General features: G+C 72.9%; 20 protein-coding genes. 9 read left to right on the forward strand and 11 right to left on the reverse strand.

The window, feature by feature from the left end; genetic code table 11:
• Positions 1–101 precede the first annotated feature (101 nt).
• The 3 genes from ACFWBY_RS36160 to ACFWBY_RS36170 form a co-directional block, all read right to left on the reverse strand.
• The gene (locus tag ACFWBY_RS36160) at positions 102–1082 is read right to left on the reverse strand and encodes a carbohydrate kinase family protein (RefSeq protein WP_385345253.1); all 981 of its coding nucleotides are present in this window, start codon (positions 1080–1082) and stop codon (positions 102–104) included.
• A gap of 56 nt (positions 1083–1138) precedes the next feature.
• Positions 1139–2347, reverse strand: a complete 1209-nt coding sequence (metK, locus tag ACFWBY_RS36165) for a methionine adenosyltransferase (RefSeq protein ID WP_385409754.1) — start codon at positions 2345–2347, stop codon at positions 1139–1141.
• A gap of 166 nt (positions 2348–2513) precedes the next feature.
• Positions 2514–4289, reverse strand: coding sequence for an MFS transporter (locus tag ACFWBY_RS36170; RefSeq protein WP_385343976.1), 1776 nt, complete (start codon positions 4287–4289; stop codon positions 2514–2516).
• Between the two features lie 195 nt (positions 4290–4484).
• Between ACFWBY_RS36170 and ACFWBY_RS36175 the strand changes: the two genes are divergently transcribed.
• Both ACFWBY_RS36175 and ACFWBY_RS36180 read left to right on the forward strand, forming a co-directional pair.
• Complete coding sequence (locus ACFWBY_RS36175; RefSeq protein ID WP_385343973.1) at positions 4485–5180, forward strand: N-acyl homoserine lactonase family protein; 696 nt, start codon at positions 4485–4487, stop codon at positions 5178–5180.
• A 13-nt stretch (positions 5181–5193) separates the two neighbouring features.
• Positions 5194–5520: an antibiotic biosynthesis monooxygenase family protein gene (locus ACFWBY_RS36180; RefSeq protein ID WP_385343970.1), complete on the forward strand. Its 327-nt coding sequence runs from the start codon at positions 5194–5196 to the stop codon at positions 5518–5520.
• A gap of 75 nt (positions 5521–5595) precedes the next feature.
• Here ACFWBY_RS36180 and ACFWBY_RS36185 read toward each other — a convergent pair whose 3' ends face one another.
• The 5 genes from ACFWBY_RS36185 to ACFWBY_RS36205 are packed head-to-tail and all read right to left on the reverse strand — an operon-like array spanning position 5596 to position 12518.
• Positions 5596–5997: a cupin domain-containing protein gene (locus ACFWBY_RS36185; protein ID WP_385343967.1), complete on the reverse strand. Its 402-nt coding sequence runs from the start codon at positions 5995–5997 to the stop codon at positions 5596–5598.
• Positions 5998–6001: 4 nt separating this feature from the next.
• Positions 6002–7840, reverse strand: a complete 1839-nt coding sequence (locus ACFWBY_RS36190) for an AMP-binding protein (protein WP_385343965.1) — start codon at positions 7838–7840, stop codon at positions 6002–6004.
• Complete coding sequence (locus ACFWBY_RS36195; protein ID WP_385343962.1) at positions 7837–11151, reverse strand: FAD/NAD(P)-binding protein; 3315 nt, start codon at positions 11149–11151, stop codon at positions 7837–7839. The genes ACFWBY_RS36190 and ACFWBY_RS36195 overlap by 4 nt, the downstream gene beginning before the upstream one ends.
• The gene (locus tag ACFWBY_RS36200) at positions 11148–11669 is read right to left on the reverse strand and encodes a cobalamin B12-binding domain-containing protein (RefSeq protein WP_385343960.1); all 522 of its coding nucleotides are present in this window, start codon (positions 11667–11669) and stop codon (positions 11148–11150) included. Before ACFWBY_RS36200 ends, ACFWBY_RS36195 begins: the two co-directional genes overlap by 4 nt.
• A 51-nt stretch (positions 11670–11720) precedes the next feature.
• Entirely contained in the window at positions 11721–12518 is a 798-nt protein-coding gene (locus tag ACFWBY_RS36205; RefSeq protein ID WP_385343958.1) for a hypothetical protein, read from the reverse strand.
• A 411-nt stretch (positions 12519–12929) separates the two neighbouring features.
• Between ACFWBY_RS36205 and ACFWBY_RS36210 the strand changes: the two genes are divergently transcribed.
• The 3 genes from ACFWBY_RS36210 to ACFWBY_RS36220 all read left to right on the forward strand — a co-directional run bounded on the left by ACFWBY_RS36210 (position 12930) and on the right by ACFWBY_RS36220 (position 16517).
• Positions 12930–13682 (forward strand): SDR family NAD(P)-dependent oxidoreductase, encoded by a 753-nt coding sequence (locus ACFWBY_RS36210; RefSeq protein WP_385343956.1) that lies wholly within the window; start codon positions 12930–12932, stop codon positions 13680–13682.
• Between the two features lie 140 nt (positions 13683–13822).
• Positions 13823–15265 carry a multicopper oxidase family protein gene (locus ACFWBY_RS36215; RefSeq protein ID WP_385343953.1) on the forward strand — a complete coding sequence of 481 codons (1443 nt, stop codon included), beginning with the start codon at positions 13823–13825 and terminating at the stop codon, positions 15263–15265.
• 58 nt (positions 15266–15323) lie between these two features.
• Complete coding sequence (locus ACFWBY_RS36220; RefSeq protein ID WP_385343950.1) at positions 15324–16517, forward strand: cytochrome P450; 1194 nt, start codon at positions 15324–15326, stop codon at positions 16515–16517.
• Here ACFWBY_RS36220 and ACFWBY_RS36225 read toward each other — a convergent pair.
• The gene (locus ACFWBY_RS36225) at positions 16507–17058 is read right to left on the reverse strand and encodes a MarR family winged helix-turn-helix transcriptional regulator (RefSeq protein WP_385343947.1); all 552 of its coding nucleotides are present in this window, start codon (positions 17056–17058) and stop codon (positions 16507–16509) included. The genes ACFWBY_RS36220 and ACFWBY_RS36225 overlap by 11 nt on opposite strands.
• Positions 17059–17156: 98 nt before the next feature.
• Between ACFWBY_RS36225 and ACFWBY_RS36230 the strand changes: the two genes are divergently transcribed.
• The 4 genes from ACFWBY_RS36230 to ACFWBY_RS36245 all read left to right on the forward strand — a co-directional run bounded on the left by ACFWBY_RS36230 (position 17157) and on the right by ACFWBY_RS36245 (position 21862).
• Entirely contained in the window at positions 17157–17645 is a 489-nt protein-coding gene (locus tag ACFWBY_RS36230; RefSeq protein WP_385343944.1) for a hypothetical protein, read from the forward strand.
• Between the two features lie 232 nt (positions 17646–17877).
• On the forward strand, positions 17878–19233 hold the full coding sequence (locus tag ACFWBY_RS36235) for a TolB family protein (RefSeq protein WP_385343941.1): 1356 nt from the start codon (positions 17878–17880) through the stop codon (positions 19231–19233).
• Between the two features lie 50 nt (positions 19234–19283).
• Positions 19284–20093, forward strand: a complete 810-nt coding sequence (locus tag ACFWBY_RS36240; RefSeq protein ID WP_385409755.1) for a hypothetical protein — start codon at positions 19284–19286, stop codon at positions 20091–20093.
• Positions 20093–21862 carry a hypothetical protein gene (locus ACFWBY_RS36245; protein ID WP_385343935.1) on the forward strand — a complete coding sequence of 590 codons (1770 nt, stop codon included), beginning with the start codon at positions 20093–20095 and terminating at the stop codon, positions 21860–21862. The genes ACFWBY_RS36240 and ACFWBY_RS36245 overlap by 1 nt, the downstream gene beginning before the upstream one ends.
• Positions 21863–21972: 110 nt before the next feature.
• Here the strand turns inward: ACFWBY_RS36245 and ACFWBY_RS36250 are convergent, their stop codons facing one another.
• Positions 21973–23562 carry an FAD-dependent oxidoreductase gene (locus ACFWBY_RS36250; protein WP_385342524.1) on the reverse strand — a complete coding sequence of 530 codons (1590 nt, stop codon included), beginning with the start codon at positions 23560–23562 and terminating at the stop codon, positions 21973–21975.
• Positions 23559–24398: a methyltransferase gene (locus ACFWBY_RS36255; RefSeq protein ID WP_385342522.1), complete on the reverse strand. Its 840-nt coding sequence runs from the start codon at positions 24396–24398 to the stop codon at positions 23559–23561. Before ACFWBY_RS36255 ends, ACFWBY_RS36250 begins: the two co-directional genes overlap by 4 nt.
• Positions 24399–24732: the final 334 nt, after the last annotated feature.

A 24732-nucleotide genomic window follows, 5' to 3' on the forward strand; every position in this document is an offset into this window, starting at 1 on the left:
CTGCGCCTGGAGCATCGTCCCCATCGCCCCGTCGGCCACCACCACACGCGAAGCGAACGCCTCACGCAGCGCGGCGACCCGCGACCGCTGGTCCCGCGCCATCACAGCGCCCGCAGGTGGGGGACGAGGCGCTCGACCGTGTCCGCGCCGTAGCCGGCGGACAGCCGGTCCAGGAGCGCGCCGGGGTCCAGCTCGTACTCCTGGGTGCCGCGGGACTCCAGGGCCAGCGCCGCCACCCCGCTGCCCAGCCGGGCCGCGTCCTCGTGGCCCAGGCCCCAGGCCAGTGCGGCCAGGAAGCCCGAACGGAAGGCGTCCCCCGCACCGGTGGGGTCCACCGTCTCGACGGAGGGCAGCGGGGGCACGCTCAGCGGCGCCGCGTCGGCGCCGGTGACGTGAGCGCCCTTGGATCCGTGCGTGGTCACCCAGGTTCCGACGCGGTCCAGGATCTGCCGCTCGGTCCAGCCGGAGCGCTCCTGGATGAGCACGGACTCGTAGGCGTTGGTGAACAGGTAGAGAGGGCCGTCGAGCAGCGCTCGGACCTCGTCCCGCTCCAGCCGGGCCAGCTGCTGCGAGGGGTCGGCGACGAATGGGATGCCCAGTTCGACGCAGTCCCTGGTGTGGCGCAGCATCGCCGCCGGATCGTTGGGCGAGACGACGACGAGGTCGACCGCGCCGGTGCGCCGGACGAGTTCGCCCAGGTCGATCTCGTGCGCCTCGGCCATCGCACCGGCGTAGAAGAAGCCGATCTGGTTCTGCTCGGTGTCGGAGGCGCACACGAAGCGGGCGGTGTGCAGGGTCTCGCTGATGCGCACGCCGTCGGTGTCGACACCGTGCGCCTTGAGCCAGAGTTGGTGGTCGGAGAAGTCCACGCCGGCGGCACCGGCCAGCAGCGGCGACAAGCCGAGCGAGCCGAGCCCGAAGGCGATGTTGGCGGCGACGCCGCCGTGGCGGATCTCGAGTTCGTCCGTCAGCAGCGAGAGCGAGATCTTGTCCAGCTGCTCAGGGATGAGCTGATCGGAGAATTTCCGGGGAAAGGCCATCAGATGATCTGTGGCGATGGAACCTGTCACTGCGATGCGCATCTCTGCTCTCCTCTGCCGGCCCGTGTGGCGGCCGCGTGTCGCTCGTCGGGGCGGCTTCAGAGCCCGGCGACCTCGCGCAGCCGCTGCGCGCGGTCGGTGCGTTCCCAGGTGAAGTCCGGCAGCTCGCGGCCGAAGTGGCCGTAGGCGGCGGTCTGGGCGTAGATCGGGCGGAGCAGGTCGAGGTCGCGGATGATCGCGGCCGGGCGGAGGTCGAAGACCTGGCCGATGGCGTCCTCGATCTTCTGCACGTCCACCTTGTGGGTGCCGAAGGTCTCGACGAAGAGGCCGACGGGCTCGGCCTTGCCGATGGCGTAGGCGACCTGGACCTCGCAGCGCGAGGCGAGGCCCGCGGCGACGACGTTCTTCGCGACCCAGCGCATGGCGTAGGCGGCGGAGCGGTCGACCTTGGACGGGTCCTTGCCCGAGAAGGCACCGCCGCCGTGGCGGGCCATGCCGCCGTACGTGTCGATGATGATCTTGCGGCCGGTCAGGCCGGCGTCGCCCATCGGGCCGCCGATCTCGAAGCGCCCGGTCGGGTTCACCAGCAGGCGGTAACCCTCGGTCTCCAGCTTGATGCCGTCCTTCGCCAGCTGCGCGAGGACGTGCTCGACGACGAACTCGCGGATGTCCGGGATGAGGAGGGCCTCGAGGTCGATGTCGGACGAGTGCTGCGAGGACACGACGACGGTGTCGAGGCGGACGGCCTTGTCGCCGTCGTACTCGATGGTGACCTGGGTCTTGCCGTCGGGACGCAGGTAGGGGATGGTCCCGTCCTTGCGGACCTCCGCCAGCCGGCGCGAGAGCCGGTGCGCGAGGTGGATGGGCAGCGGCATCAGCTCGGGGGTTTCGTCGGTGGCGTAGCCGAACATCAGGCCCTGGTCGCCGGCGCCCTGCTGGTCGAGCTCGTCCTCATCGCCCTCGACGCGCTGTTCGTAGGCGGTGTCGACGCCCTGCGCGATGTCCGGGGACTGCGCGCCGATGGACACCGACACGCCGCAGGAGGCACCGTCGAAGCCCTTGGCGGAGGAGTCGTAGCCGATGTCCAGGATCGCCTCGCGGACGAGGGCGGGGATATCGGCGTAGGCGCTGGTGGTGACCTCGCCGGCCACGTGGACCTGGCCGGTGGTGATCAGGGTTTCCACGGCGACACGGGCCGTGGCGTCGTCCCGCAGGATCGCGTCGAGGATGGTGTCGCTGATCCTGTCGGCGATCTTGTCGGGGTGGCCTTCGGTCACGGACTCCGAGGTGAACAGGCGCAGGGACACGGACCCTCCAAAGGGAAGCCAACGGGCTTTGTCGGTCGGGCCAGGGTGGAGGCCCGCTCTTCAAAGTGACTCGAAGGCTGCTGAAGCCCGCGCAACGCACGAGACCCCGGATCCCGGCGCTGTGCGCCCGGATCCGGGGTCCGCGGTCAACGACCGCGCCGGTGGATCAGCTCTCGGAGGTACGGACCGCCTGCGGCGCCCCGTCCGCGGAACCGTCCGCCTGGGCGGGCAGGTCGACGTCCTCGTCTCCGGCCCATTCGGGCTCGCGGGGCCGCTGCGGCAGCAGGAACGTCAGCAGGAAGCCCAGGGCGATGATGCCCACTTCGTACCAGAGCACCTTGCCGGTGGCCTTGGCGTAGCCCTCCTCACGCGCCGTCTCTGACGCCTGGGCCAGCACCTTGCCGACCTGCTCCGCCGCACCGGCGGGTACGGCGCTCTCGGGGACGATCTGCTTGCAGGCCTCGGGCACGTTGCCCGTATCGCCCTCCTCGGCGCTCGCCTTCGCACAGGCGCGGAAGTTGACCGCGATCTGTTCCTGCGCGGGCGCCGCCACTCCGACGGCGGCGAGTTCCTTGCGCAGCTGTGGCAGCGCGGCGTCCGCGCCCGGCACCGCCTGCGAGGTGAGCAGGTTGAAGAAGAGCACGCCGATCACGGCGACGCCGGCCGCCGCGCCCAGCTGGTCGGCGGTGCTGAGGACGCCCGAACCGGAGCCCGCGTGTTCGACCGGCACCCCGCCGAGGACGATGTCCACGACCGGGGAGATGACGAAGCCGAGGCCGAGGCCGAGCACCGCGAGCGAGGGGGCCAGGTTCCAGCCGCCCACGTCGGCGCCGTAGTGGTTGATGGTCCAGATCAGGGCGACCATGCCGACACCCATGATCACCATGCCGATGCTGAGCACCTTGCGGCCCATCTTGAGCGCGAGCACCGCGGAGAAGGAAGCGGTGATCATCGCGCCGAAGGAGAACGGGATGGTGGCCAGGCCCGAGGCCAGCGGCGAGAAGCCGAGGCCGACCTGCAGGTACAGGGTGAAGGGGAAGAACAGACCGGCGATGATCGCGAAGAAGCTCAGCATCACCACGAGGCCGGCCACGAAGGACCGCTCCTTGAAGAGACTGGGCTCCACGAGCGCCGAGCCGTCCCGCGCCGCCTTGCGGACCTCGTACACGCCGAAGACGACGAAGAGCGGGACGGAGCAGGCCATCGCGATGAAGGTCCAGGCGGGCCAGCCGGATTCGGCGCCCTGGATCAGCGGGAACAGCAGTGCCAGCAGGGCGGCCGTGATCAGCGCGACACCGACCAGGTCGAGCCGCTTGACGTGCTCGGAGCGGGACTCGCGCACGTACATCGCGACACCGATCAGAGCGGCGATGCCGATCGGCACGTTGACCAGGAAGATCGGACGCCAGGTCCAGCCGAACAGGTCCGCGTTGACCAGTACGCCGCCGAGCAGCGGGCCGATCATCGCGGCGATGCCGGACAGCGCGCCGAACAGCCCGAAGACGGCCGCACGCTCCTTGGGCGGGAACGCCACCTGGAAGATGGACAGGCCCTGGGTCATCACCATGGCGCCGCCGAAGCCCTGGAGCACACGGGCCGCGATCAGCATTTCGGTGCTCTGGGCGACGCCGCACAGCAGTGAGGCCAGCACGAACGAGATGATGCCCGCGGTGAGCAGCCGTTTGCGCCCGAGCATGTCGCCGATGCGGCCGACGGTGATCAGGCTCAGCGCGAAGGTGAGCGTGTAGGAGGCGGCCACCCACTGCAGTGCCGCTTTGCCCGCTCCCAGATCGGTCTGGAGCACCGGAAGTGCCACATTGACGATCGTCGTGTCGATCAGGTCGAGGGCGATGGCCACGAGAATCACGGTGGCAGCACGCCACCGTTGCGGATCGGGCTCCTTCACCCCTTCTGGGAACGGCTTGTTGTCCGCGTCGGTCACGGTGGCTCTCCTTGATAGACGGGTGGCCGCGAGCATTGTGGCGAGGTCCGCTCGAGGCCCGCTAGAGAGCGGGAACCGCCCTGTTCCAGCCGTACTCGCGCCCCCCGGGGCGTCCGGCTCCATCGGGAGTCGAGGAGCTCTGCGGACCATGCCCGGGGCAGCGGCGCGGGCCGCTCCGGAAGGGGTTGCGCGGACATGAGGCTGTACCTGCTGAGGCTGGGCGTCATCGCCGGACTGGAGGCGCCGGTGCCCGGCTACCTGATCCGTACCGACGACGGTGTGAACGTCCTGGTCGACACGGGCGCCCCCGTCGACCCGTCGCCCGACGCCCGCATCAAGGTGGCCGCCGGCCAGGACGTGGTGACCACGCTCGCGGCGCTCGGGCTGAGCTGCGACGACATCTCGTACGTGGTCTGCTCGCACCTGGACCCCGACCACGCGGGCTTCCACGCGTCCTTCCCCGGCGCCGAGTTCGTCATCCAGCGCGAGCACTACGACCTGGCGCGTTCCGGAACCGAGCCCCGCCTCACGGCCTCCAGCGGACTGTGGGACATCCCGGGCCTGAACTACCGGACCGTCGAGGGCGACACCGAGCTGCTGCCCGGCATCGAGCTGCTGGAATCAGGCGGCCACGTCCCCGGCCACCAGTCGGTTCTCGTGCGCCTGCCCGAGACGGGCCCGGTGCTGCTGGCCGTCGACGCGATCCCCATGGCCATTGCCATGGACCCCGACAGCCGACCGGTCTTCCCGTTCGACCAGGACGAGAAGGCGGTCCGGGCGAGCACCCGCAAGCTCGTCGCGATCGCCCGCGACGAGGACGCACTGATCGTGCACGGCCACGACGCCAAGCAGTGGGAGTCGCTGCGCGTCGCCCCCGAGTACTACGCGTAGGAGGAGAGCGGACATGAGCGGCGAACGCATTCGTGTGGTCATCTACCTCCGCGCGCCGGAGGGCGAGGCGCACCTGTTGGAGAAGACGTACCGGGAGATCAGCTGGGTGCGCGGCGAGGGTGCGGGCACCCGGATCGCGGGCCTGATCCGCAGCGAGCTGCTGCGGGACGTCGACCGGGCGGGGGAGTACCTGCTGCACAGCGAGTGGGAGACCCTCGAGCACTACCGCACCTGGCAGTTCGGGCCCGACCACAAGGACAACCCCTCGGTGCTGCGGCCCTACCAGGACCGCTCCCGGGGACGGCACTACGCCGTCTACGGCATCACCTCCGAGGACTGACGGGCACCGCGCACGAGCGAAGGCCGCCCGGGGAGGTCCCCGGGCGGCCTTCGCGTCGGTCCGCGTCGGCCCGCGTCAGTCGACGGGCTCCGCCGGCTCCACGGGCGCCTCCCACACGACCAGCATGAGCGCGCCCTGCTCGGTGCGCGGGGCGTGCACGCTGCCCGGCGGCATGACGAGCATCGAATGCGCCGGGTGGCGGCCGTCCTCGGTGATCAGCTCCCCCTCCAACACCATGATGATCTCGAAACTGGTGTGCCGGTGCGGGGCCGCGCTGGCACCGGGGTGGTAGCGGACCAGGGAGGCGGCCGAGCCGCCCGGCCCGGTCTGCGCGGTCGTGTAGAGCGGGAACACCTCCACACCGACCCTGCCGTCGGCGGTCATCGGCGTGAACTTCAGCTTCCGCTCCAGCTCGCCGGGGCGGTCCAGGCCCTCGACCAGCAGCGGCGCGGCCGGGTCGTTCTGCGTCACCGTCATGGCGTCAGTTCCTCGCGTCGTCACGGATGCGGCCCGCACCGGCGGTGCCGGTGGCGTCGTTGCCGGGCTCGGTGGATTCGGTGGATTCGGTGGATTCGGTGGATGCGGTGGATGCGGGGTCGGCGCCGGGCGCGGCGAAGAGCTCCCTTACCGCCCCGCGGCGGATCTTGGACGAGGTCGTACGCGGCAGGCTCCCGGCGAACCGCAGGCGCTGCGGCCGCGCCACCGAGGAAAGGGCCAGGGCGGCGTGCGCCAGGATCTCCGCGGCCAGTGCCGCGTCCGGCTCGTACCCGGGGGAGGGGACCACCACCGCCAACGGGACCAGACCGCCCTCGGGATGGGACACCGGCACCACGGCCACCTCGGCGACCGCCGGATGGCTGCCGAGCGCCGCCTCCGCCTCGTACGGGGAGACCCGGTGGCCGTACGACTTGAACACGTCGTCGCGCCGCCCCAGCACCCTGATCCACCCGTCCGGCGTGCGCTCCCCGAGGTCGCCGGTGGCGTACCGGCCCCGCCCCAGCACGCGTTCGGTGCGCTCCGGATCCTCCAGGTAGCCGGCCATCACCCCGACGGGCCGCTCCCCGTCGAGCTCGACGCAGATCTCGCCGGCCTCCGCCGGCTCCCCGCCGTCCGGATCGCACAGCACGATCCGGTAGCCGGGCAGCGGCCTGCCCAGCAGCCCGGCCCGGGGCGCGGTGCCCGGGGTGGTGCCGATCAGGGCGGTGGTCTCCGTCTGCCCGTAGCCGTCGCGCACCGGGACCCCCCAGGCGGCCAGGATCTCCTGCGTGAGGCCGGCGGGCAGCGGCTCGCCCGCGCTCGTGGCCTCGCGCAGCCGGGGCACGGCCGTGCCCAGGTACGGCCGCAGCGCCTGCCACAGGCTCGGCGGCGCACAGAAGCTGTCCGCCGCCCGGTCGCGCAGGAGCGCCGGGAGCAGGGCCGGGTCCGGCCGCCCCTCGGGCAGCGCCACGATGGTGGCCTCCGCGTTCAAGGGAACGAAGAAGCTGCTCCAGGAGTGCTTGGCCCAGCCGGGGGAGGAGACGTTGACGTGCCGGTCGCCCGGCAGCAGTCCGTTCCAGTAGAGGCTGGAAAGGTGTCCCGCCGGATAGCTGAGGTGCGTGTGCGCCACCAGCTTGGGAGCGGAGGTCGTCCCCGAGGTGAAGTAGCAGAAGGCCACGTCGTCCGACGGGGTCGGGCCGTCGGGCAGGAAGCGGTCCGGTCCGCCGTCCGCGTCGCGGTAGTCCGTCCAGCCCGCGACCGCCCCGGACACGCAGATCCGTACCCCCGGCACGGGCACGCCGGCGAAGGCGCCCGCGGCGGAGGCCCGGCACACCACGTGGTCGATGCGGCCCCGCCCGACCCGGTCGGCGGCCTCGGCGGCGGTCAGTTCGGGATGGCTCGGCACGAGCACCGCGCCGATCTTCAGCGCGGCGAGCAGCACCTCCCACAACTCCCGCTGGGTGCCGAGGACCACCATGAGGCGCTCGCCGCGGCGCACGCCGAGCCCGCTCAGCCAGACCGCGACGGCGTCGGAGCGCCGGGACAGCTCCTCGTACGAGACGCTCTCCACGCCGCCGCCGGAGTCGAGCAGTTCCAGCGCGGGCGCCGCGTTGCCCGCCGCGACCACGTCGAACCACTCCAGCGCCCAGTTGAAATGGGCGGGGCGCGGCCAGCGGAAGAGCTCGGCCGCGGTGTCGAGGTCGGTGCGGTGGCGCAGCAGCAGGTCCCTGGCGGCCCGGAAGCCGTCGGACGCCGCAGTGCGCCGCGCGGCCCAGTACGGGTCGGTGACGGCTCCGGAGTCCTGGTCGCGGTACGCAGCCCGTGCGGAGGTCGGCGCGGTCACCGCATGCCCCCTTCGTCCTCGGCGGCGAGGATGCCCCGCCAGCGCTTGCCGACCACCAGGCCGCTGTACCCGCTGCCCGGCGGCCGGGCCCCGGCCAGCGCGTCCTCGGCGATCGCGTCGGCGTCCGCCGTGAACTCGCCCCACACCCCGGGCCGCGCGCTGCCCACCTGCGTGAACCATCGGGTGAACTCGGCCGGGATGCCCAGCACGTAGACGCCCTTCTCGGGCTTGCCGTCGGCCCGCACCGGGTGGAAGGGGGAGCCGGTGACGTGGACGCCGCCGGTGGCGAACTCCTTGCCGTCGTGGCCCCTGTTGACGTAGGTGCTCAGCAGCCCGGACGCGTGGAGCCGCGAGCTCAGACCGCCCGGCCCGCGGCGCAGGTCGGGCTCGGGTATCCGGGCGTCGATCACCGCGTCCAGCAGGGTGCGGCTGCCCGGGACCTGCGGGGACTCGACGAGGAACCGCCCGCCCCCGGAACCGGCCAGCGGGTCGGCCCCGAACCGTACGCCCGGCCCGGCGATCCGCAGCACACCCGACTCCATCAGGGCGAGCACCTGGTGGAGCCGGACCATCGGCGGGCCCGTCGTCAGCTGCGAGACGAGCGGGACGAACTCCTGGAGGAAGTCCCGGCTGTGCGAGTCGGGGGTGAGCCCGGAGAAGTCCACGGCGGTGCGGATCACCCCGCGGACGTCCCGGATGGCGTCCAGGCAGGCCTTGACGGGGCCGTCGCAATTGCCTTCCCGCGCCAGCTCCAGGTCCTTGCGCAAGAACTCCGCCAGCTCCTGCTGGAAGGCGTCGGTCCCGGTGAAACGGCGGTCGCGGAACGGCCGCGCCCAGCGCTCGATGTCCACCGGGGGCAGGCCCCCCATGCCGCGGTGGGCGGCCACCCGGGCCAGCACGGCCCCCGGGTCGCCGGGGTCACGCAGGACGACGTCCTGCACCTCGCCCGCGAACTTCTCGGCGATGTCCGGGCCGTAGAGGCTCTTGAGGTAGGTGGAGTAGTAGACCAGCCCCACCTCCGTCAGCAGCCAGGGCAGCACGTCGCGGCGGAAGTCCAGGCGCCCGCGGTCGCGCAGGGCGCGCATCCGCTCGTGGGTGAACAGCCTCGGACGGTAGCTGTACTGCGGGCCCTTCTGGTTGCGGCCGCGGGCAAGCAGCGGCACACCGCTGCGCGAACCCGCGATCAGCCGCGGCTCCCGGCCGCCGGGCAGGTAGCGCAGCTCCTCGCCCCCGGCCGGGACGAAGCGGCCGCCGCGGCCGGTGGTGAGCGCGGACACCACGTCGTAGAAGGACAGCCCGAGGCCGAGGATGCCCACGGACGCCCCCGGCTCGATGCCGTCCAGCGGCATGTCGATCGCGGAGTCGCCGCGCACGTACCGCAGGTGGGGCCGCTTCTCGGCGAAGGCGGCCAGCTCCCGCTGGTCGGAGCGCAGGGCGGGCAGCGGATGCCCGGTCGTCAGCACCACGCGGTCGGCCCGCAGGTGGCGGCCGTCGCCCAGCGACAGCAGGTAGCCGCCGTCGGGCTCCTTCTCCAGTGCCTCCACGGACTGGCCGGGCATCCGGCGCAGCCGCAGGACGCCTGCGGGCAGCCCCTCCTCGATGCGGTCGAGCGCGAAGGAGAGGTAGCGGCCGTAGACGGCGCGCGTCGCGCAGACGTTCGCGTCGGCCGCCTCCGGGTCGACGGTGCGCCACCACTCGTACAGCGAGGGTCCCGCGCCGGCCCGGTGCGGGCCCTCGTCGGGCCGGCCCGAGAAGATGGTGACCTCGCCCGACACCGTGTTCATCAGGGACCAGTCGGGCTGGTCGGTCCGCCAGATCCGTCCGGTGCCGACCTGGTGGGTGTCCACGGCGTAGACCTCGACCGGGCGCCGCGGCGGCTGCTCACCGAGCCGGGCGGCGATCCGCTCCAGCACGGACAGCCCCCGCGGTCCCGTTCCCACGATGGCGATGCGGTACGGCTCGGAGTCCTGGTCGTCGGGCAGTTCGAGCGGGGCGTCGGTCCAGTCGGCCTCCGCGGCGGCGTCCAGACCCAGCAGGTCGTGGCGGTCCGCCGTGTAGCGGAGCATCTGGAGCAGCCGGCCCGCGGTGACCGCGCCCCGCGGCGCCGTGCGGCGCGGCCCGGGCAGCGGCAGCCGGCCGGCCCGGGTCCAGTACAGGCGGCCCTCGCCGTCGATGGCCGCCTGCGTCAGGCCCTGGTTGTCCTCGTGCAGGCAGAACGGCACGTCGAGGATTCCGGCGGAGAAGGCCCGTACGAGCGCCTCGCCGACGTCGTCGCTCAGCGAGAGGGTCGCCTCGATCATGGCGCGGGCCTCGGCCAGCACCTCGCCCGGATCGACCTCGTGGCCCCAGGGGATCTGGCTCTCGGTCCGGGCGCGCGAGGCGAGGGCCGAGGCGGAGCGCAGCGAGGCCAGGTTCTCCTCGACGGTGGGCAGCCGGACGGCCTCCACCGGTGTCTTGACGATCAGCCGCTGGGCGCCGCCCCGGACCGCGAGTTCGGCGCTGCGGTCCATCAGCAGCTGGGCGCCCTGCGCAGTGCCGGGGAAGACGCCCATGTACGTGTAGAGGACGATGTGCCGGTCGACGCCCCCCGGCAGCCACTCGTCGGCCAGGACGCGCAGCGCGGTGAGCGCCTCGACGTCCTGGCGCACGTCGGTCTGCTGGGCGTAGCTCAGCGAGACGCTCGACACCCCCTGCTGGGCGAAGAAGAGGGCTTCCAGCAGGCTCATCGCGACGAGGAGCGAGGGCGGGCACAGCTGTCCCATCAGGCAGCCGCCGAAGGTCTCCAGGTGGGCGCGCAGGCCGTGGGAGCGGCTGAGCTCGGCGAACTCCGCCGTGGCCTCGCGCCAGTTGGCGACCGAGGTGGCGAGCGGTGTCCGTCCGTAGGGCAGGCAGTACGAGACCGGGCCGCCCTCGCTCGCGGACAGCCCGGCCTCGACCATCGTCTTGAAGATCGCCCGGGGGGTGGCCGAGCCGTGCCGGACCTGAACCGGCCGGCCCGCGCCCTCCGCGGCCACCCTGATGGTGGTCCGCGGTCCGTGGACCACGATGGGGAAGCCGTTGAGCCCTTCGCCCGCGGCGAGCGCCGCCCGCGCGTGATCGTGTTCGCCGACGCGCGTGTAGGCGTCGAGGGTGATCGTCCCGACGGTGGGGAATGGCAGCGAGCGCACGGCCCGCAAGCCGGCCGCCATGGTGTCGGCGTCCGCCATGCCCATCCTCGGCTGGACCACCAGCCGGCCTGCGGCCGCCGCCTGCCGGACGAATGCGCCGAGGTCCGCCGGGCGGTTGCCGCCGTGCGGAAGCGTCTGCGTCATACCGCTCTTCCTTCGGTCGCGGGATGCGGCTCCGACCTGCCGTCGGCGCTGCGCTCGGCCGGCAGGGACAGGGCCGCCTCCGGGGTCCCGCCGGGCAGCGAAGCGAGCAGGCGGCTGACCAGAGAGGGGTCCGCGGTGTCGGTGAACACCGCGTCGAATCCCGCCTCGACGAGCTCCTGGGCGGGACGGTCGCCGGTGTCCCCGGTGATCCCCAGCTTGCCGCCGATGATCGCCGGGGTCCCCCCGGCGACGGGATCCGCCCGGAGCTTGCGGATCATGCGCGCGCCGTCGAGCTGGCCGTGGCCGTTGACGGTGCTGATGACCAGGGCGTCGGGGCGGATCCTGCGGACCGAGTCGATCAGCAGCTGGTCGGGGACGCACGGTCCGAGATTGACGACCTCATTGCCCATTTCCTCGAGCAGAAGCTGGAGGAAGACGAGATTCCAGGTATGGGAATCCGAGGAGACCGTCGACAGCAGGATGCGCCGCCGTCCGTCTCGTGGGACCACCGTCCTCATATTGTGCTCATCTCTCTCTCGTGGACTGGTGACGGACAGCCGACCGACGCGTCAGCGCAGGGTGACGAGCTTCCACATGCCTTCGAAGGCCCGCTTGACCAGCGTTTCGCGGTTGCTGATGAAGGAGGTGACCAGGTACTGGCCGGGCTCGAGCGACTGCGAGAGGACCGCGGTGGAGCCGGGGGAGAGGGGGGTGATTCCCGAGGGCACCCCGGTGAACGGATACGTGGGCGGCTGCTGGCCGTGGGCCAGGGCCTCCATGCAGGCGGCGACTTCGGAGCTGCCGGCCCCCGGGGTCACCCGCAGGAACATCACCTCGTTGAGCTGCGAGGTCTGGTTGACGACGGTGAACTCGCCGCGCGCGTCCAGGGTGTTGCCGATCAGGTAGCGGCCCAGCGGGCCCTCGTCGTACGCGGCGATGAGGTCGGGCGCCCAGCGGGGCACCGAGGTGCCGGGGCGGGTCGGCGCGCCGACCCGGATGCTGCGCACGAGCTCGGGACGGGCCGGGTCGAGCAGCGTGTAGTCGAGCAGGTGGTAGGTGCCCGGGGTCAGGATCCAGGAGATCTCGATCTTCCCGCTGGCCTTGGTGACGGCGGGCCCGCCGAAGTAGTGCGCCTCGGAGTCGATGAGCGCCAGCGCGGCGTGCCGCTCCGCGGGGTCCTTGGAGGTCGCCGCCGTCTGGTAGTGCGTCAGGAAGCTGGTCAGGGCGACGCCGGCGCGCAGCCGGACCAGGCCCAGCGGCCGCTGGACCTTGTCGTCGGTGGTGCTCGCGACGAGCGTCACCGCGCCCGCGGGCACCTGGTCGGTGGTCAGCCGGATCCCGTCCGCGGCGGCGACGGCTCCGATCACGGCCGCGTCACCGCGGTGGCGGTCGCCCGCCCCGCCGTGTGCCACTGCGGGGGCGGCCGCCAGCAGGGTCGTGGCCCCCGCCCCCAGGCCGATCAGTAGTCTGCGTCGTCCGAGTCCGTGCCCGGGACTCTGCGAGTCCTCGGCGCTTGGGGTCGCGTGCATCTGGGGTTCCTCCTCCGTCCCGGCCGCTGCCGGCCGGGACGCTGCTCGCACCCGGGGGTGCGGATCGATGTCCGGGATGCGGCATGCTCCGCAGAGCGCCTCAAGAGCGACTTCAGGTCTCATCGAGAGCGGGCCCCGTCACCGGGCCTTGAGGGCCTTCGCGCGAGACCCGGTGCAGGCGTTCTCTAGCGGCTGCGGGCACGATGCGGCGGGTCACGAGACCCGGCGCAACGCCCCGCAGGAGGCTCCATGTCCACCCGTACCGCTGTCGTCACCGGTGCGAGCAGCGGCATCGGTGCCGCGACCGCGCGCCGGCTCGCCGCCGAGGGCTACCGGGTGGTGCTCGCCGCCCGCCGCAAGGACCGGATCGAGGCGCTCGCCGCGGAACTGGCGGACGCGGGGCACGAGGCCCTGGCGCACGCCCTGGACGTCACCGACCGCCGGGCCGTCCGGGCCTTCGCCGACGGGCTGGACCGGGTGGACGTCCTGGTGAACGTCGCGGGCGGGGCGATCGGCACGGAGACCGTCGCCGAGGCCGACCCCGACGACTGGACGGAGATGTTCGCGGTGAACGTCGTCGGCGCCCTCCAGGTCACCCAGGCGCTGCTGCCCGCCCTCGTCGCCTCCGGCGACGGCACCGTCGTCGTCCTGTCCTCCACGGCCGGCCTCCTGCCGTACGAGGGCGGCGGCGGCTACGTCGCCGCCAAGCACGGCGCACACGCCCTGGCCGGCACGCTGCGGCTGGAACTGTGCGGCAGCCCCGTACGGGTCATCGAGGTCGCCCCCGGCCTCGTACGCACCGAGGAGTTCGCCCTCAACCGGTTCCGCGGCGACGCCGAGCGGGCCGCGGGCGTGTACGACGGGGTCGCGTGCCCCCTGACCGCGGAGGACGTCGCCGACACCGTCGGCTGGGCGGTGACCCGCCCCAGCCACGTCAACGTCGACCTGCTGGTGGTCCGGCCGCGCGCCCAGGCCGCCCACCACAAGATCCATCGCGGCTGAAACACCTCCCCCGCATGGCCGGTACGCACCACCGGCGCTCAAGTGCGCGACGAGCCGACTGCGCCTGAATGCGCCTAGGGCGTGTTGCTCGGATCTCGGCGCAGCACCCCCCTGGGAGACACACGGGATGAGGAGAGAGCGTGCTGACGCGCAGACAACTGATCAAGGCGGGCGCAGCCACCGGTCTGATCGCGGCGGCCGCCCCCGCCGGGGTCGCCCTCGCGGGCTCCGCGGCCCCGGCCGGCGCGGGGAGCCTCTTCGCGGTACCGCTGCGCATACCGAAGGTGCTGCGCCCCTCGGGCCGGTCCCAGGGACGCGGCAGTGACCGGGGCGGCTACGACGTCTACCGGCTGACGACCCGGGAGGTGGAGAGGACCGTCATACCGGGCACCACGACGAAGATGCGCACCTTCAACGGCGAGCTGATGCCCGTCATCCGGGCCACGCGCGGCCGGCCCGTCGTCATCGAACAGGTCAACGCCCTCGACGTGCCCTTCTCCATGCACCTGCACGGAGGCCACGTCCCGGCGTCCTCGGACGGGCACCCCAACAACCAGGTGTCGCCCGGCGGCAACAGGGTCTTCTACTACCCCAACAACCAGCGCGCCTCGACGATGTGGATGCACGACCACTCCCACGAGGCGCACGCCGAGAACATCTACCGGGGCCTGGCCGCCTCGTACATCCTCACGGACGACTTCGAGGAGCGGCTGCCGCTGCCCAAGGGCCAGTACGACGTGCCGCTGCACCTGCGCGACGCGCAGTTCGCCGAGGACGGCACGCTGGTCTACGACCCGGAAGGCTTCATGAAGCGCCCGACGATCCTGGTGAACGGCGCCCCGCGCCCGTTCTTCGAGGTCGCCGCGCGCAAGTACCGCTTCCGGCTGGCGAACACCTCCAACGAGCGCGCGTTCCTGCTCCAGCTCGGCGAGGGCGACGAGATGACGCACATCGGATCCGACGGCGGTCTGCTGCCCGCCCCGGTGTCCGCGCGCGTCCTGGAGATCTGGCCGGCGGAGCGCCAGGAGATCGTGATCGACTTCTCGCGCTACCCGGTCGGCTCGAAGATCGTCCTGCGCAATCTGATCGGCTTCGCGGGCGAGCCCCCCGAGGTCATGCGCTTCGACGTCGTGCGCAGGGCGGACGACCCGAGCCGGGTGCCCGACACGCTGCGCGCGGTCCCGGACATCGGCACGCCGACGGTGGAGCGCAAGTTCGTCATGAACTTCGACCCCGCGACCGGCCACCACCTGATCAACGGCCTGCACTTCGACGTCAACCGGGTGGACCTGCGCCCCAAGGTCGGGGTCACCGAGCTGTGGACGGTCGAGAACACCGACGTCCGCTTCGGCATACCGCACTCCATGCACACGCACCTGGAGCACTTCCAGGTCGTGGAACGCGACGGAGCGGCGCCCGGGCCGGGCGAGGCGGGGCTGAAGGACACCGTCACGGTCATGCCGGGCAAGACGGTCAAGTTCAAGATCAAGTTCACCGACTACACCGGTCTGTTCATGTTCCACTGCCACCTGATGGGCCATCTCAACATGGGGATGATGGGCCAGATGGCGGTGGAGAACTGACCGCGCCGGCCTCCTAAACGCGCGCCGCACGTCATCGATCTCTTCCGGGAGGAAGGCTGTGTCAGACGACACCGGGGGGCTGCGCTTCCCGTTCCAGCTCAGTCAGCTCTTCACCCCTCCGCCCGAGTTCCGCGAGCTGCGCGAGTCCTGCCCGGTGGCCCGGGTGGACCTGCCGACCGGGGACTGGGCCTGGCTCGCCACCCAGTACGAGGACGTGCGCGCGGTCCTCAACGACGCCAGGCTCAGCCGCGCGGCCACCACCCGTCCGGGGGCCCCGCGGCTCGGCCCGGCCAGTCCCGAACCGGACTCCATCATGGCGATGGACCCGCCCGACCACACCCGGCTGCGCCGGCTGCTCGCCTCGGTGTTCACCGGCCGGCAGGCGGAACGGATGCGCGAGGGCATCGTCCGCACCACCGAGGAACTCCTCGACGTCATCGAGGAGTCCGGCAAGCCCGCCGACCTGGTCCCGATGCTCGCCAGGCCGCTGCCGATCACGGTCATCTGCGATCTCCTGGGCGTGCCCGAAGCCGACCGGGAGGCCTTCCGCGACTGGACCGACGCGGCCCTGACGCTCGCTCCGAGCGCGGCCGGCGCCGTCACGGACGCCAGGACCCAGCTCGCCGAGTACCTCGCCGCACTCGTCGAGGACAAGCGCCGCACACCCGGCGGCGATCTGCTGAGCGGCCTGATCGAGGCGCAGGCGCAGGAGCGGCTCAGCCAGGGCGAGCTGATCGCCGTCGCGGCGACCCTGATCACCGCTGGCTACCACACGGTGGCCAACTCCTTCGCGAACTCCGTGGTCGCGCTGCTGCGCCACCCCGAACAGCTCGACCCGCTGCGCGGGGCGGACCGGTTCCCGCTCGCCGCCGTGGAGGAGCTCCTGCGCTGGACCCCCGGGCCCGTCAGCGGCGGCACCATCCGGATCGCCACCGAAGAGGTCAAGATCGGCTCCGTGATCGTCAAGCCGGGTGAGGCCGTCATCCCCTCGACGGCTTCCGCCAACCGGGACTCCGCCGTCTTCCCCGCGGCGGACGAGCTCGACCTCACCCGGCCGGAGAACCGGCACATCGCCTTCGGCCACGGCATTCACCGCTGCCTGGGCGCGCCGCTGGCCCGGGTCGAGCTGCAGGTGGCCTTCGGAGCGCTCCTGCGCCGTTTCCCGGAGCTGCGGCTCGCCGTTCCCGAGGAGGAGCTGGTCTGGGGCGGCGGCATGATCCGCGGGGTCGCCTCGCTCCCCGTCACCTGGTGACGGCGGCTCGCGGTGCGGCGGGCGGTGCGGCGGCCGGTGCGGACCCGGGTGCGGCCGGGGACCCTCCCCGGCCGCCCGGGATCGCTCTCGTCACCTCGCGGAGCAGCGAGTTCACCCGCGAGGTGAACTCGTCGATCAGCTCCAACTGCGCGTCGTCGTACGACTCCAGCAGGGAGCGCATCGCGTCCTTGAGCGGGAGGAACGCCTCGGCGACCTCCTGCTCGCGGCGTCCCGTGGACACGACGATCACCCTGCGGCGGTCCTCGGGGTCGCGCACCCGCTCGATGAATCCGGCCCGTTCCATCCGGTCGAGCACCGCTGTCGTCGCGGAGGTGCTCATCCCCGTGATCTCGGCGAGCCGGCCCGCGGTCAGCCGGGGTTCGCTCCTGGCCAGATCGACGCACTTCATGTCCGTCGGGTTGAGACCGAAGTGCTGGGCGATGGCCTGGTGCAGCAGCTGGCCGCGTCCGCCGTTGTCGCGGACGCCGTCCTCGATCTGCGCAATCAGCTCTGACCTGGGGCGACTTGGGCGAGTTGACATCGGGCACCTCCGGGAGCACCATTTATTTCGATGAATCGAGATTTCCCAGTCATGGAGAAGTCCCACGTGCAGGAATAGTTTAACGGTGAGGGGAAGCCATGAACACGTCGATGCCGGAGCAGGCCAAGTGGATCGTCACGGGCACCGTGGACGCGCCGGTCGAGCAGGTGGCCCAGCTGCTGCTGGACGTCCGGACGGGTGACGCCGGAGTGGACGGCAACGCCCTCGTCCTCGCCGGCGACCACGCACAGGAGAGCGGCGCGCTGACACTCGAAGGCGGACCCGCACAGTTCACCGGCCGGTTCGGTGACTCGGGCGAGGACTACCTGGAGGTCACCGTCGACCGCGGGGCCCGCAGCGTCCGCGTGCAGACCTGGTACGGAGGCACGTACGCCGTCGAGCCGGACGGCCAGGGCAGCCGCGTCGTCCTCAGCGTCCACAACCTGGTCCCCGGCTCCGGCCGCATCGGGCAGATGGTCGCCGGCATCGGCGTCGAATCCCGCCTGGAGCGCCGACTGCAGGCCGTACTGGCCGCCGTCGGACAGCGCCTGGGCTGCGCCACCCGCGTGGGCGCCGCCCTGAAGTAGCCGGTCACGGCGCGGCCCGCGGCCGCCGCCGCCCCAAAGAGCCACAGCCATCCGGGTCGTCCGTCCCCCGCGGATCCGGGTGGCTGTGCCGCGTCCCGGCAGTCTTCCTCGCCGGCCACCGCTGGGGCGGATCTCGGCCGTCAAGTCCTTCTTAAGCCTTTTCCGAGGTCCCGGTGTGAGTCTCTGCGCGACCGAACGGCCGCCTGGCCGAGCGGTGTACGAGGAGGCATGCATGAGAAAGGACCGAGCGGGCCGAGTCCGGGCCGCGTGCGGAGCGATGCTGGGCACCGCGCTCGCGCTCGTCGCGGTGGCCGCCGCCCCCGCACCCGCCGCCGGACGTCCGGGCCGCCACGTCACGACCGACGAGACGCTCCTGGTGAGCGTCGGAGTCGGCGGGCAGCCTGCCAACGGCCCCAGCGAGCGGGCCTCGATCAGCGGGAACGGACGCCTGGTCGTCTTCGCGTCGCACGCGAGCAACCTGGTCCGGGGAGACCGCAACGACTGCAGCGACATCTTCCTGCGCGACCTGAACCGCGGCGTCACGACGCGAGTGAACCAGGGTCTCGGCGGCGCGGAGTCCAACGGCTGCACGGGCATCGACCCGATCATCAGCTCGGACGGCCGCTACGTCGTCTACACCGCCGACTCCACCAACCTGGTGGCCGGCACCACCAACGGCAAGTCCCACATCTTCCGTACCGACCTGCGCACGGGCGTCACCGTCCTGGTCTCCGCGGCGGGCGACGGCACCCAGGGCAACGGCGACAGCATGCGCCCGACGATCACCGCCGACGGGCGGCTCGTCGCCTTCGCGACCTCCGCCGACAACCTCATCCCCGGCGACACCCCCGCCAGCGTCTGGGACACCGTGGTCCGCGACATGGACACCGGCACGATCGTGCGCACCAGCAGGGCCGACGACGGAACCCCCGGCAACGCCGCCACCGACGGCACCCAGATCAGCGCCGACGGCAAGTTCGTCACCTTCTTCTCCAACGCGTCGAACATCTCGCCGGGAGACACCAACCACAAGGTCGACGAGTTCCTGCACGAGCTCGCCACCGGCAAGACCACCCGTCTGTCGGTCTCCCCCACGGGCGTCGAGTCGGACCAGATCACCATCGGCGGCACGATCAGCGACGACAACCGCTACGTCGTACTCAACTCGCACGCCACCAACCTGACGGCGGAGAGCCCGGCGACCGGCCAGAACCACACCTACCTGCAGGACCTGCAGACGGGCGAGCTGCGCCTGATCGACAAGGGCGCCGGCGGCGTCCCCGCGCCCGGCGGCACCTTCTGGGCGAGCATCACCGGCGACGCCCTGCACATCCCGATGTCGTCCTCCGGCCCCAACCTCGTCGGCGCCGACACCAACAACGTCCGCGACATCTTCGTCGCCACCCTGCCCGGCGGCGAACTGCGCCGCGAGAGCGTCGGCAGCGCCGGCCAGCAGGCCGACGCCGCCAGCTACTTCCCCGAGGCCGACTTCAACGCCTCCACCGTGGTGTTCACCTCGTACGCCACCAACCTGACGGCCGGTGACACCAACGGCCAGCCCGACATCTTCGTACGCCGGCACCCGTGACCTCGGCTCCCACGCCCGACACGACTGCCATGCAGAAAGGGACGCACACCATGGGGATCACCCTCGGCGGGCGCAGGCGCACCGCCGTGTACGCCGCGACGTTCGCGCTGCTGCTCGGCGGCCTCGCCACCGGCATCGCGCAAGGCGCGACCGGTTCCGAGGCGGCCGCGACCACGGTCCCCGGCACGATCGTGGTCAAGGAGGACGCGCACGCGAAGGTTCTGACCGCCGACGCGTCGGTGCGCGACAAGCGCGACCTCGTCAAGGCGGTCCGGGAGCAGCGTGCCCAGACCCGCAAGGCACCGAAGCCCTCCGCCCCGGCCGGCCCCGCCCAGGTCCAGTCGGACGACGGCGGAGGCCACGGCGACCAGAGCGGCTTCCCGGTCCGCGACCAGTGGCTGACGTCCGCGAAGTCCGAGCGGATCTCCGTCCAGGGCGGCAGCCAGAGCGATCTCACCGCCGCCGGCTCCAGCTTCGTCAAGGTGCCGTTCATGGAGTACTACGCCATCTTCACCGGCACCTCCTCCGACGTGGCCTGGCTCGGTGGCCGCCCGTTCAACGCGGACAGCATCGAGCACACCGACACCTGGCGGATCGGTTCCGTCGGCGCCCCGTTCTGGGTGGTCGGCGCACCGCAGGGCGCGGCGGTCAAGAGCACCGGCAGCCTCGCCGAGGCGAGCTGGAGCACCAGCGTGCAGAACAACTGGTACAGCGAGCACGCCTACGACCAGGTCGCCTTCTACCCGCCGAGCCAGGACGACTACTCCAACGTCTTCCGGATCAGCCACTCGGTCACCGGCACCTTCCAGTTCGGTTCGTCCTTCTTCACCGTGACGAGCCAGGACAGGTCCTACAGCTGATGCCCGCCGACCCCCGGCGCCCGCACCGCTCCCCCCGGGGAGCGGTGCGGGCGCGCTGTGCCGCCGTGCTCCTCGCCGCCGTGGCCGCCGTCAGCGCCTGCTCCCCGCAGCAGGGCGGCGCCGGCACGCAGGGAGCCGCCCCCTCCGTGGCGCCCGCCGCCGCGCCCCCCGTCGACACCGACGCCCTGCTCCTGGACTCCTGGGTGAGCGACGGAGAGCGCGGCTGGTTCGTGGACGGCGCCCAGTCCGCGGCGAACTCCCCCTTCTCCCTCTACGAGACGGCATGGCGGCTGCGCCTCGCCGAACAGGCCGGGACCCCGGACGTCCGCGTCGAGGCGGCCCGGCTCACCTTGTGGACCGCCGCCGCGGAGGAGGGCCGGATGGCCTCCTCCGGCCTGCCCGCCGTCGCCCAGATCGCACTCGCCGTGGACGCCCGCCTCACGGCCGGAAGCGGCGTCGACAGCGACCGCGTCGCGCGCACCCTGGAGTCCCTGCGCAGCGGCGGCGGCTACCGGACCGGCCCGAGCGCCGCCGCGGCCGACCCCGGAAGCACCGCCGTGGCCCTGCGCGTGCTCACCCGCCTCGGGCTGCCCGTACCGGCGCCCGTCCGGGAGGCCAACCGCGCGGCCCTGGCGGCCATGACCGCCAGTGATACCGCCGCGAACCCCAACGCCGCCGCCGCCCTGCTGCAGAGCGCCGGAATCCTGCGCGGCTCCACCGCCGTGCCCCCGCACACGGCCGAACTCGTCACCGCGACCCACCGGGCGCTCACCGCGCTCGGCGCCGACCCGGTCCGCCTCGCCTCCGAGGCCGCCCTGCGCGGCGCCGCGGAGCAGCTCGGGGTGCCCCTGCCCGCCTTCGATCCCGCCACCTGCGCCGGCCTCGTCCGCCCCGACGGCGGCGTCGCACTGCCCGGCGCCGCCCGCAGCGATCCGCAGGCCACCTCCGTCGCGCTCGGCCTGGGCTGCGCCGGGGTGCGGGCCCCGGAGGCCGGCGCCCACTCCCGGGCCGGCTGGCCCGCCGAGCAGGCGGCGGAGGGGGCCCTGAGCGCGTCCGCCGCCGCCGTCGCCCTGGCGAACGGCACCGGCTCCCTGGCGCGGTTCGCGCCCGGCCTCGACCGCCAGGTCCGCGAGGTCTGGCTGCCGGCAGCGGCCGGCCGCGGGGCGCCGTACGACACGGCCGCCCTCGTGGAACGCGTCGACCTGCGGCTGATCGGCAAGGTGATCGGCGGCGCGGCCGCCGGCGAGGTGGACCGTACGCTGCCCGCCCCGTCCACCGAAGGAATCAAGTCCGACGACGACGCACGCCTGCTGCTGAGCGCCATCGACCTCCGCGGTTCCACCGCGGCCGCGTCCCTGGTGTGCGAAGCCGGTTCGGTCTACCGCACGGCCGCCGCCGCGGCGTCCGCGCCGGGCGCCGGGCACTCGGTGGTCCGCGGCGCCTGGCTGCGGGCCGCGGCCCAGGAGTGCGGCGACCCGGAACTGGCCCGCCAGGCAGCCGCGGAAGCCGCCGCGCAGCGGGTCGGCGAGGGCGTCTACCGCGCGGGCGAGAACGCCTCCTTCGAGGCGTCGGTGCTCGGCCTGTGGGCGGAGCGGCCCGCCGCGGACGCCGTGGCCGGCTGGACCCGCGCGGGCCTGTGCTCGGGCGACCGCTGCGCGGAGACCCCCCAGGCCCTGAACACGGCCGACCACACGCCCCTGCGGACCCTCGCGGTCCTCCGGGCAGCCCGCACGGCCGACTTCGAGGCCCTGTTCCCCCTGGCCTTCTGACCGCCGGCCCCCGACCCGAGGGCCGGCACGGCCCACGGAAGCGGCCCCGCGACCACAAGGTCGCGGGGCCGCTTCCGTGCGCGGGGGCCGGCAAGATCCGAGAGAGCGGACTAGCCGAGCACCGCGTCCAAATGGCGCTCCAGCGCCGCGCCGTCGTGCGCGCCGCCGCGGAAGGCCACGTACCCGTCCGGGCGGACCAGGAAGACCGCCCCGGCCTCCGCGCCGAACGCCGCTCGCAGCGCACCGTCCGGGTCCGCGAGCGTCCGCGTGCCGCCACCGACGGTGCCGCCGAAGGCGTTGCCCACCACTCGGGCGGTGACGCCGGCCCGCAGGACGGCCGGCCCGATCTCCTTGGCCGCTACTCCCGCCGATTCGGCGTCGGCCGGGTCCGCGGGGAACGCCAGCAGCGTCCAGGAGGCCCGCCCGATCAGGCGGAACAGCCGGCCCTCGGGGGAGTGCAGCGGCGCGTCCGGCACGCGGTCGCCCGCGGCCGGCCCCGGCCCGTCCGCCGCCACGCCTTCCGGCTGCCCGCTCAGCGGGCTGTCACCGTAGGCGAGCGGCAGGCCGGTGTGGCCCGCGCCCATGTGGTCGAGCGCCGCGTACAGCCGGTCGAACGGCGGTACGGGGCCCGTACCGCCCCAGTACGTGCGGTGGTTGCGCTCGGCCAGGCCGAGGGCCACCGGCCGGCGCTCCGCCTCGTAGCTGTCGAGCAGGGTGTCCCCGGCCTCGCCCCGGACCACCGCGGCGAGCTTCCAGCCCAGGTTGAAGGCGTCCTGGATGCCGGTGTTCATGCCCTGGGCGGTCACCGGCATCAAGGTGTGCGCGCTGTCGCCCGCCAGCAGGAGGCGGCCGTCGCGGTAGGACCCGGCGACCGCGTTGTACAGCCGCACCCGCCAGTTGAAGCGGGCGTCGTGGAACTCCAGGTCGTGGACGCCGGTGACCCGGCGCGCGGCCTCCAGCACCTCCTCGACCTCCGGGTCGCCGGTCCGCCCGGTGTCGGCGACGCCGATGTAGAAGCGGTGGCGCCCGTCGGGCAGCGGCGCGCTGCCCAGCGAGCCCTCCCGGGTCAGGAACAGGTGGCAGTGCGCGGGATCGCCCGGGAGCGAGCCCCGCCAGCGCGCGTCGACCTGGAGCAGCTGGGTGCCGGGGTAGTGCTTCTTCTCCCAGGAGGCGTCCATCCCGTCGCGGACCGAGCTGTGCGGGCCCTGCGCCCCCACCACCCAGCCGGCACGGATCAGTTCGGCGCTGCCGTCGGACGCTTCGAGGCGCACGGTGACGCCGTCGGCGTCCTGCGCCACGGGCTCGGCCGTACGGTTGCGTTCCACCTCGACGCCGAGCCCCGACAGATGGCGGGTGAGCATCGCCACGGTGTCCTGCTGCCCGATGAGCAGCGGCCGCGGGTACGGGGTGCCCGGCTGGGCGGCGTCGCGGACGTGCGGGGGGTGCCCGGTGAAGTGGTGGGTGCGGAAGGTGTACGGCACGCCCGAGGCGAGGTACTCCTCCACGGGCAGGCCCATGAGGTCGAAGACTTCGAGGGACCGCTGCCACACGGTGCAGGCCCGGGTGCCGGTCCGCGGCTCCGGCCGCCGGTCGACGACCCGTACGCGGACCCCGCGCCGGACCAGTTCGATGGCGGTGCAGAGCCCGACCGGGCCCGCACCCACCACCAGCACCTCGGGACCGGGTGTCCCCGGCGTCACGCGCGTTCCCATTCGAGCAGCGAGTGGTAGGAGGGCAGCCCGGTGACGCCGCGGAGCTTGAGGCCGGCCCGGGCGGCCAGCGCCGCGAACTCCTCCACGGTGCGCTCGCGGCCCTTGTTGAAGACGAGCATGCGCAGGTCGTACTCGGTGTTCAGCTGCTTGCCCTCGTCCTCGGCGATGACCCGCTCGACGATCATGACGCGGCCGTTCTCGCCCGCGGCCTCGGCGCAGCGCCGCAGGATGGCGACGGACTCCTCGTCGTCCCAGTCGTGCAGGATCTGGCTGAGGACGTACATGTCGGCGCCGGCGGGGAGTTCGTCGAAGAAGCTCTGGCCGACGAGTTCCGTACGGCCGGACAGCCCGGCCGCCTCGAAGCGGGCGGCGCCGCCCTCGACGGTGCCGGGCAGGTCGACGACCGTGCCGCGGGCGGCGGGGGCGACCTTGAGTATCTCCGCGAGCAGCGCGCCGGTGCCGCCGCCGATGTCCGCGACGTGGCCCAGGGTGTCCCAGGGGTAGGCGCCGGCGGCCGCGGGGGCGAGCTTGCCCTGGACGGCGGCCATCTGGTCGTTGAAGGTGTCGGTCAGCACCTGGTCGTCGGCGAGGTCGTCCCAGAAGGGGCGGCCGAAGACCTGGTCGTAGCCGGGCTCGCCGGTGCGGACCGCGTGCAGCAGACCGCCGCAGGCCGCGAGGTCGATGCGCCCGCTCGCGCCGTCCAGGTCCAGCCAGTGCCGCATCCGCGAGGGGTGGGTGTCCAGCAGGAGCCTCGAGGTGTCGGTGAGCGCGTAGGCGCCGGACTCCGTCTCCTCGAAGACGCCCCGGCAGGACAGGAAGCGCATCAGCCGGCCCAGGGAATCGGCGTCGGTGGTGGTCTTCGCGGCGAGTCCGTCGCGGGTGTCGATGCCCGCCGCTATGTGGTCGGCGATGCGCAGGGTGGCCGCGACACGGACCCCGATGGGGGTGAAGACGTCCAGGAACGCCGGGCGCCCGCCCGGACCCCGCGGTGTCGTCTGTGCCTGCGGCGGCCTCGGACCACCGGTCTGCGCGGTCTCGTGGTTGTCGATGGGAATGCACCTCTTCCGAAAGTCTCCGGTGCCCCCTGGCGGGTGGCCGGGCTCCTCTGACGGGCGGCCCGATGGTCCTGAAGGTTCCTCGACACCCGCTCAAGCGCGG

The sequence above is a fragment of the Streptomyces sp. NPDC060049 genome, assembly GCF_042736715.1.
Taxonomy (GTDB): domain Bacteria; phylum Actinomycetota; class Actinomycetes; order Streptomycetales; family Streptomycetaceae; genus Streptomyces.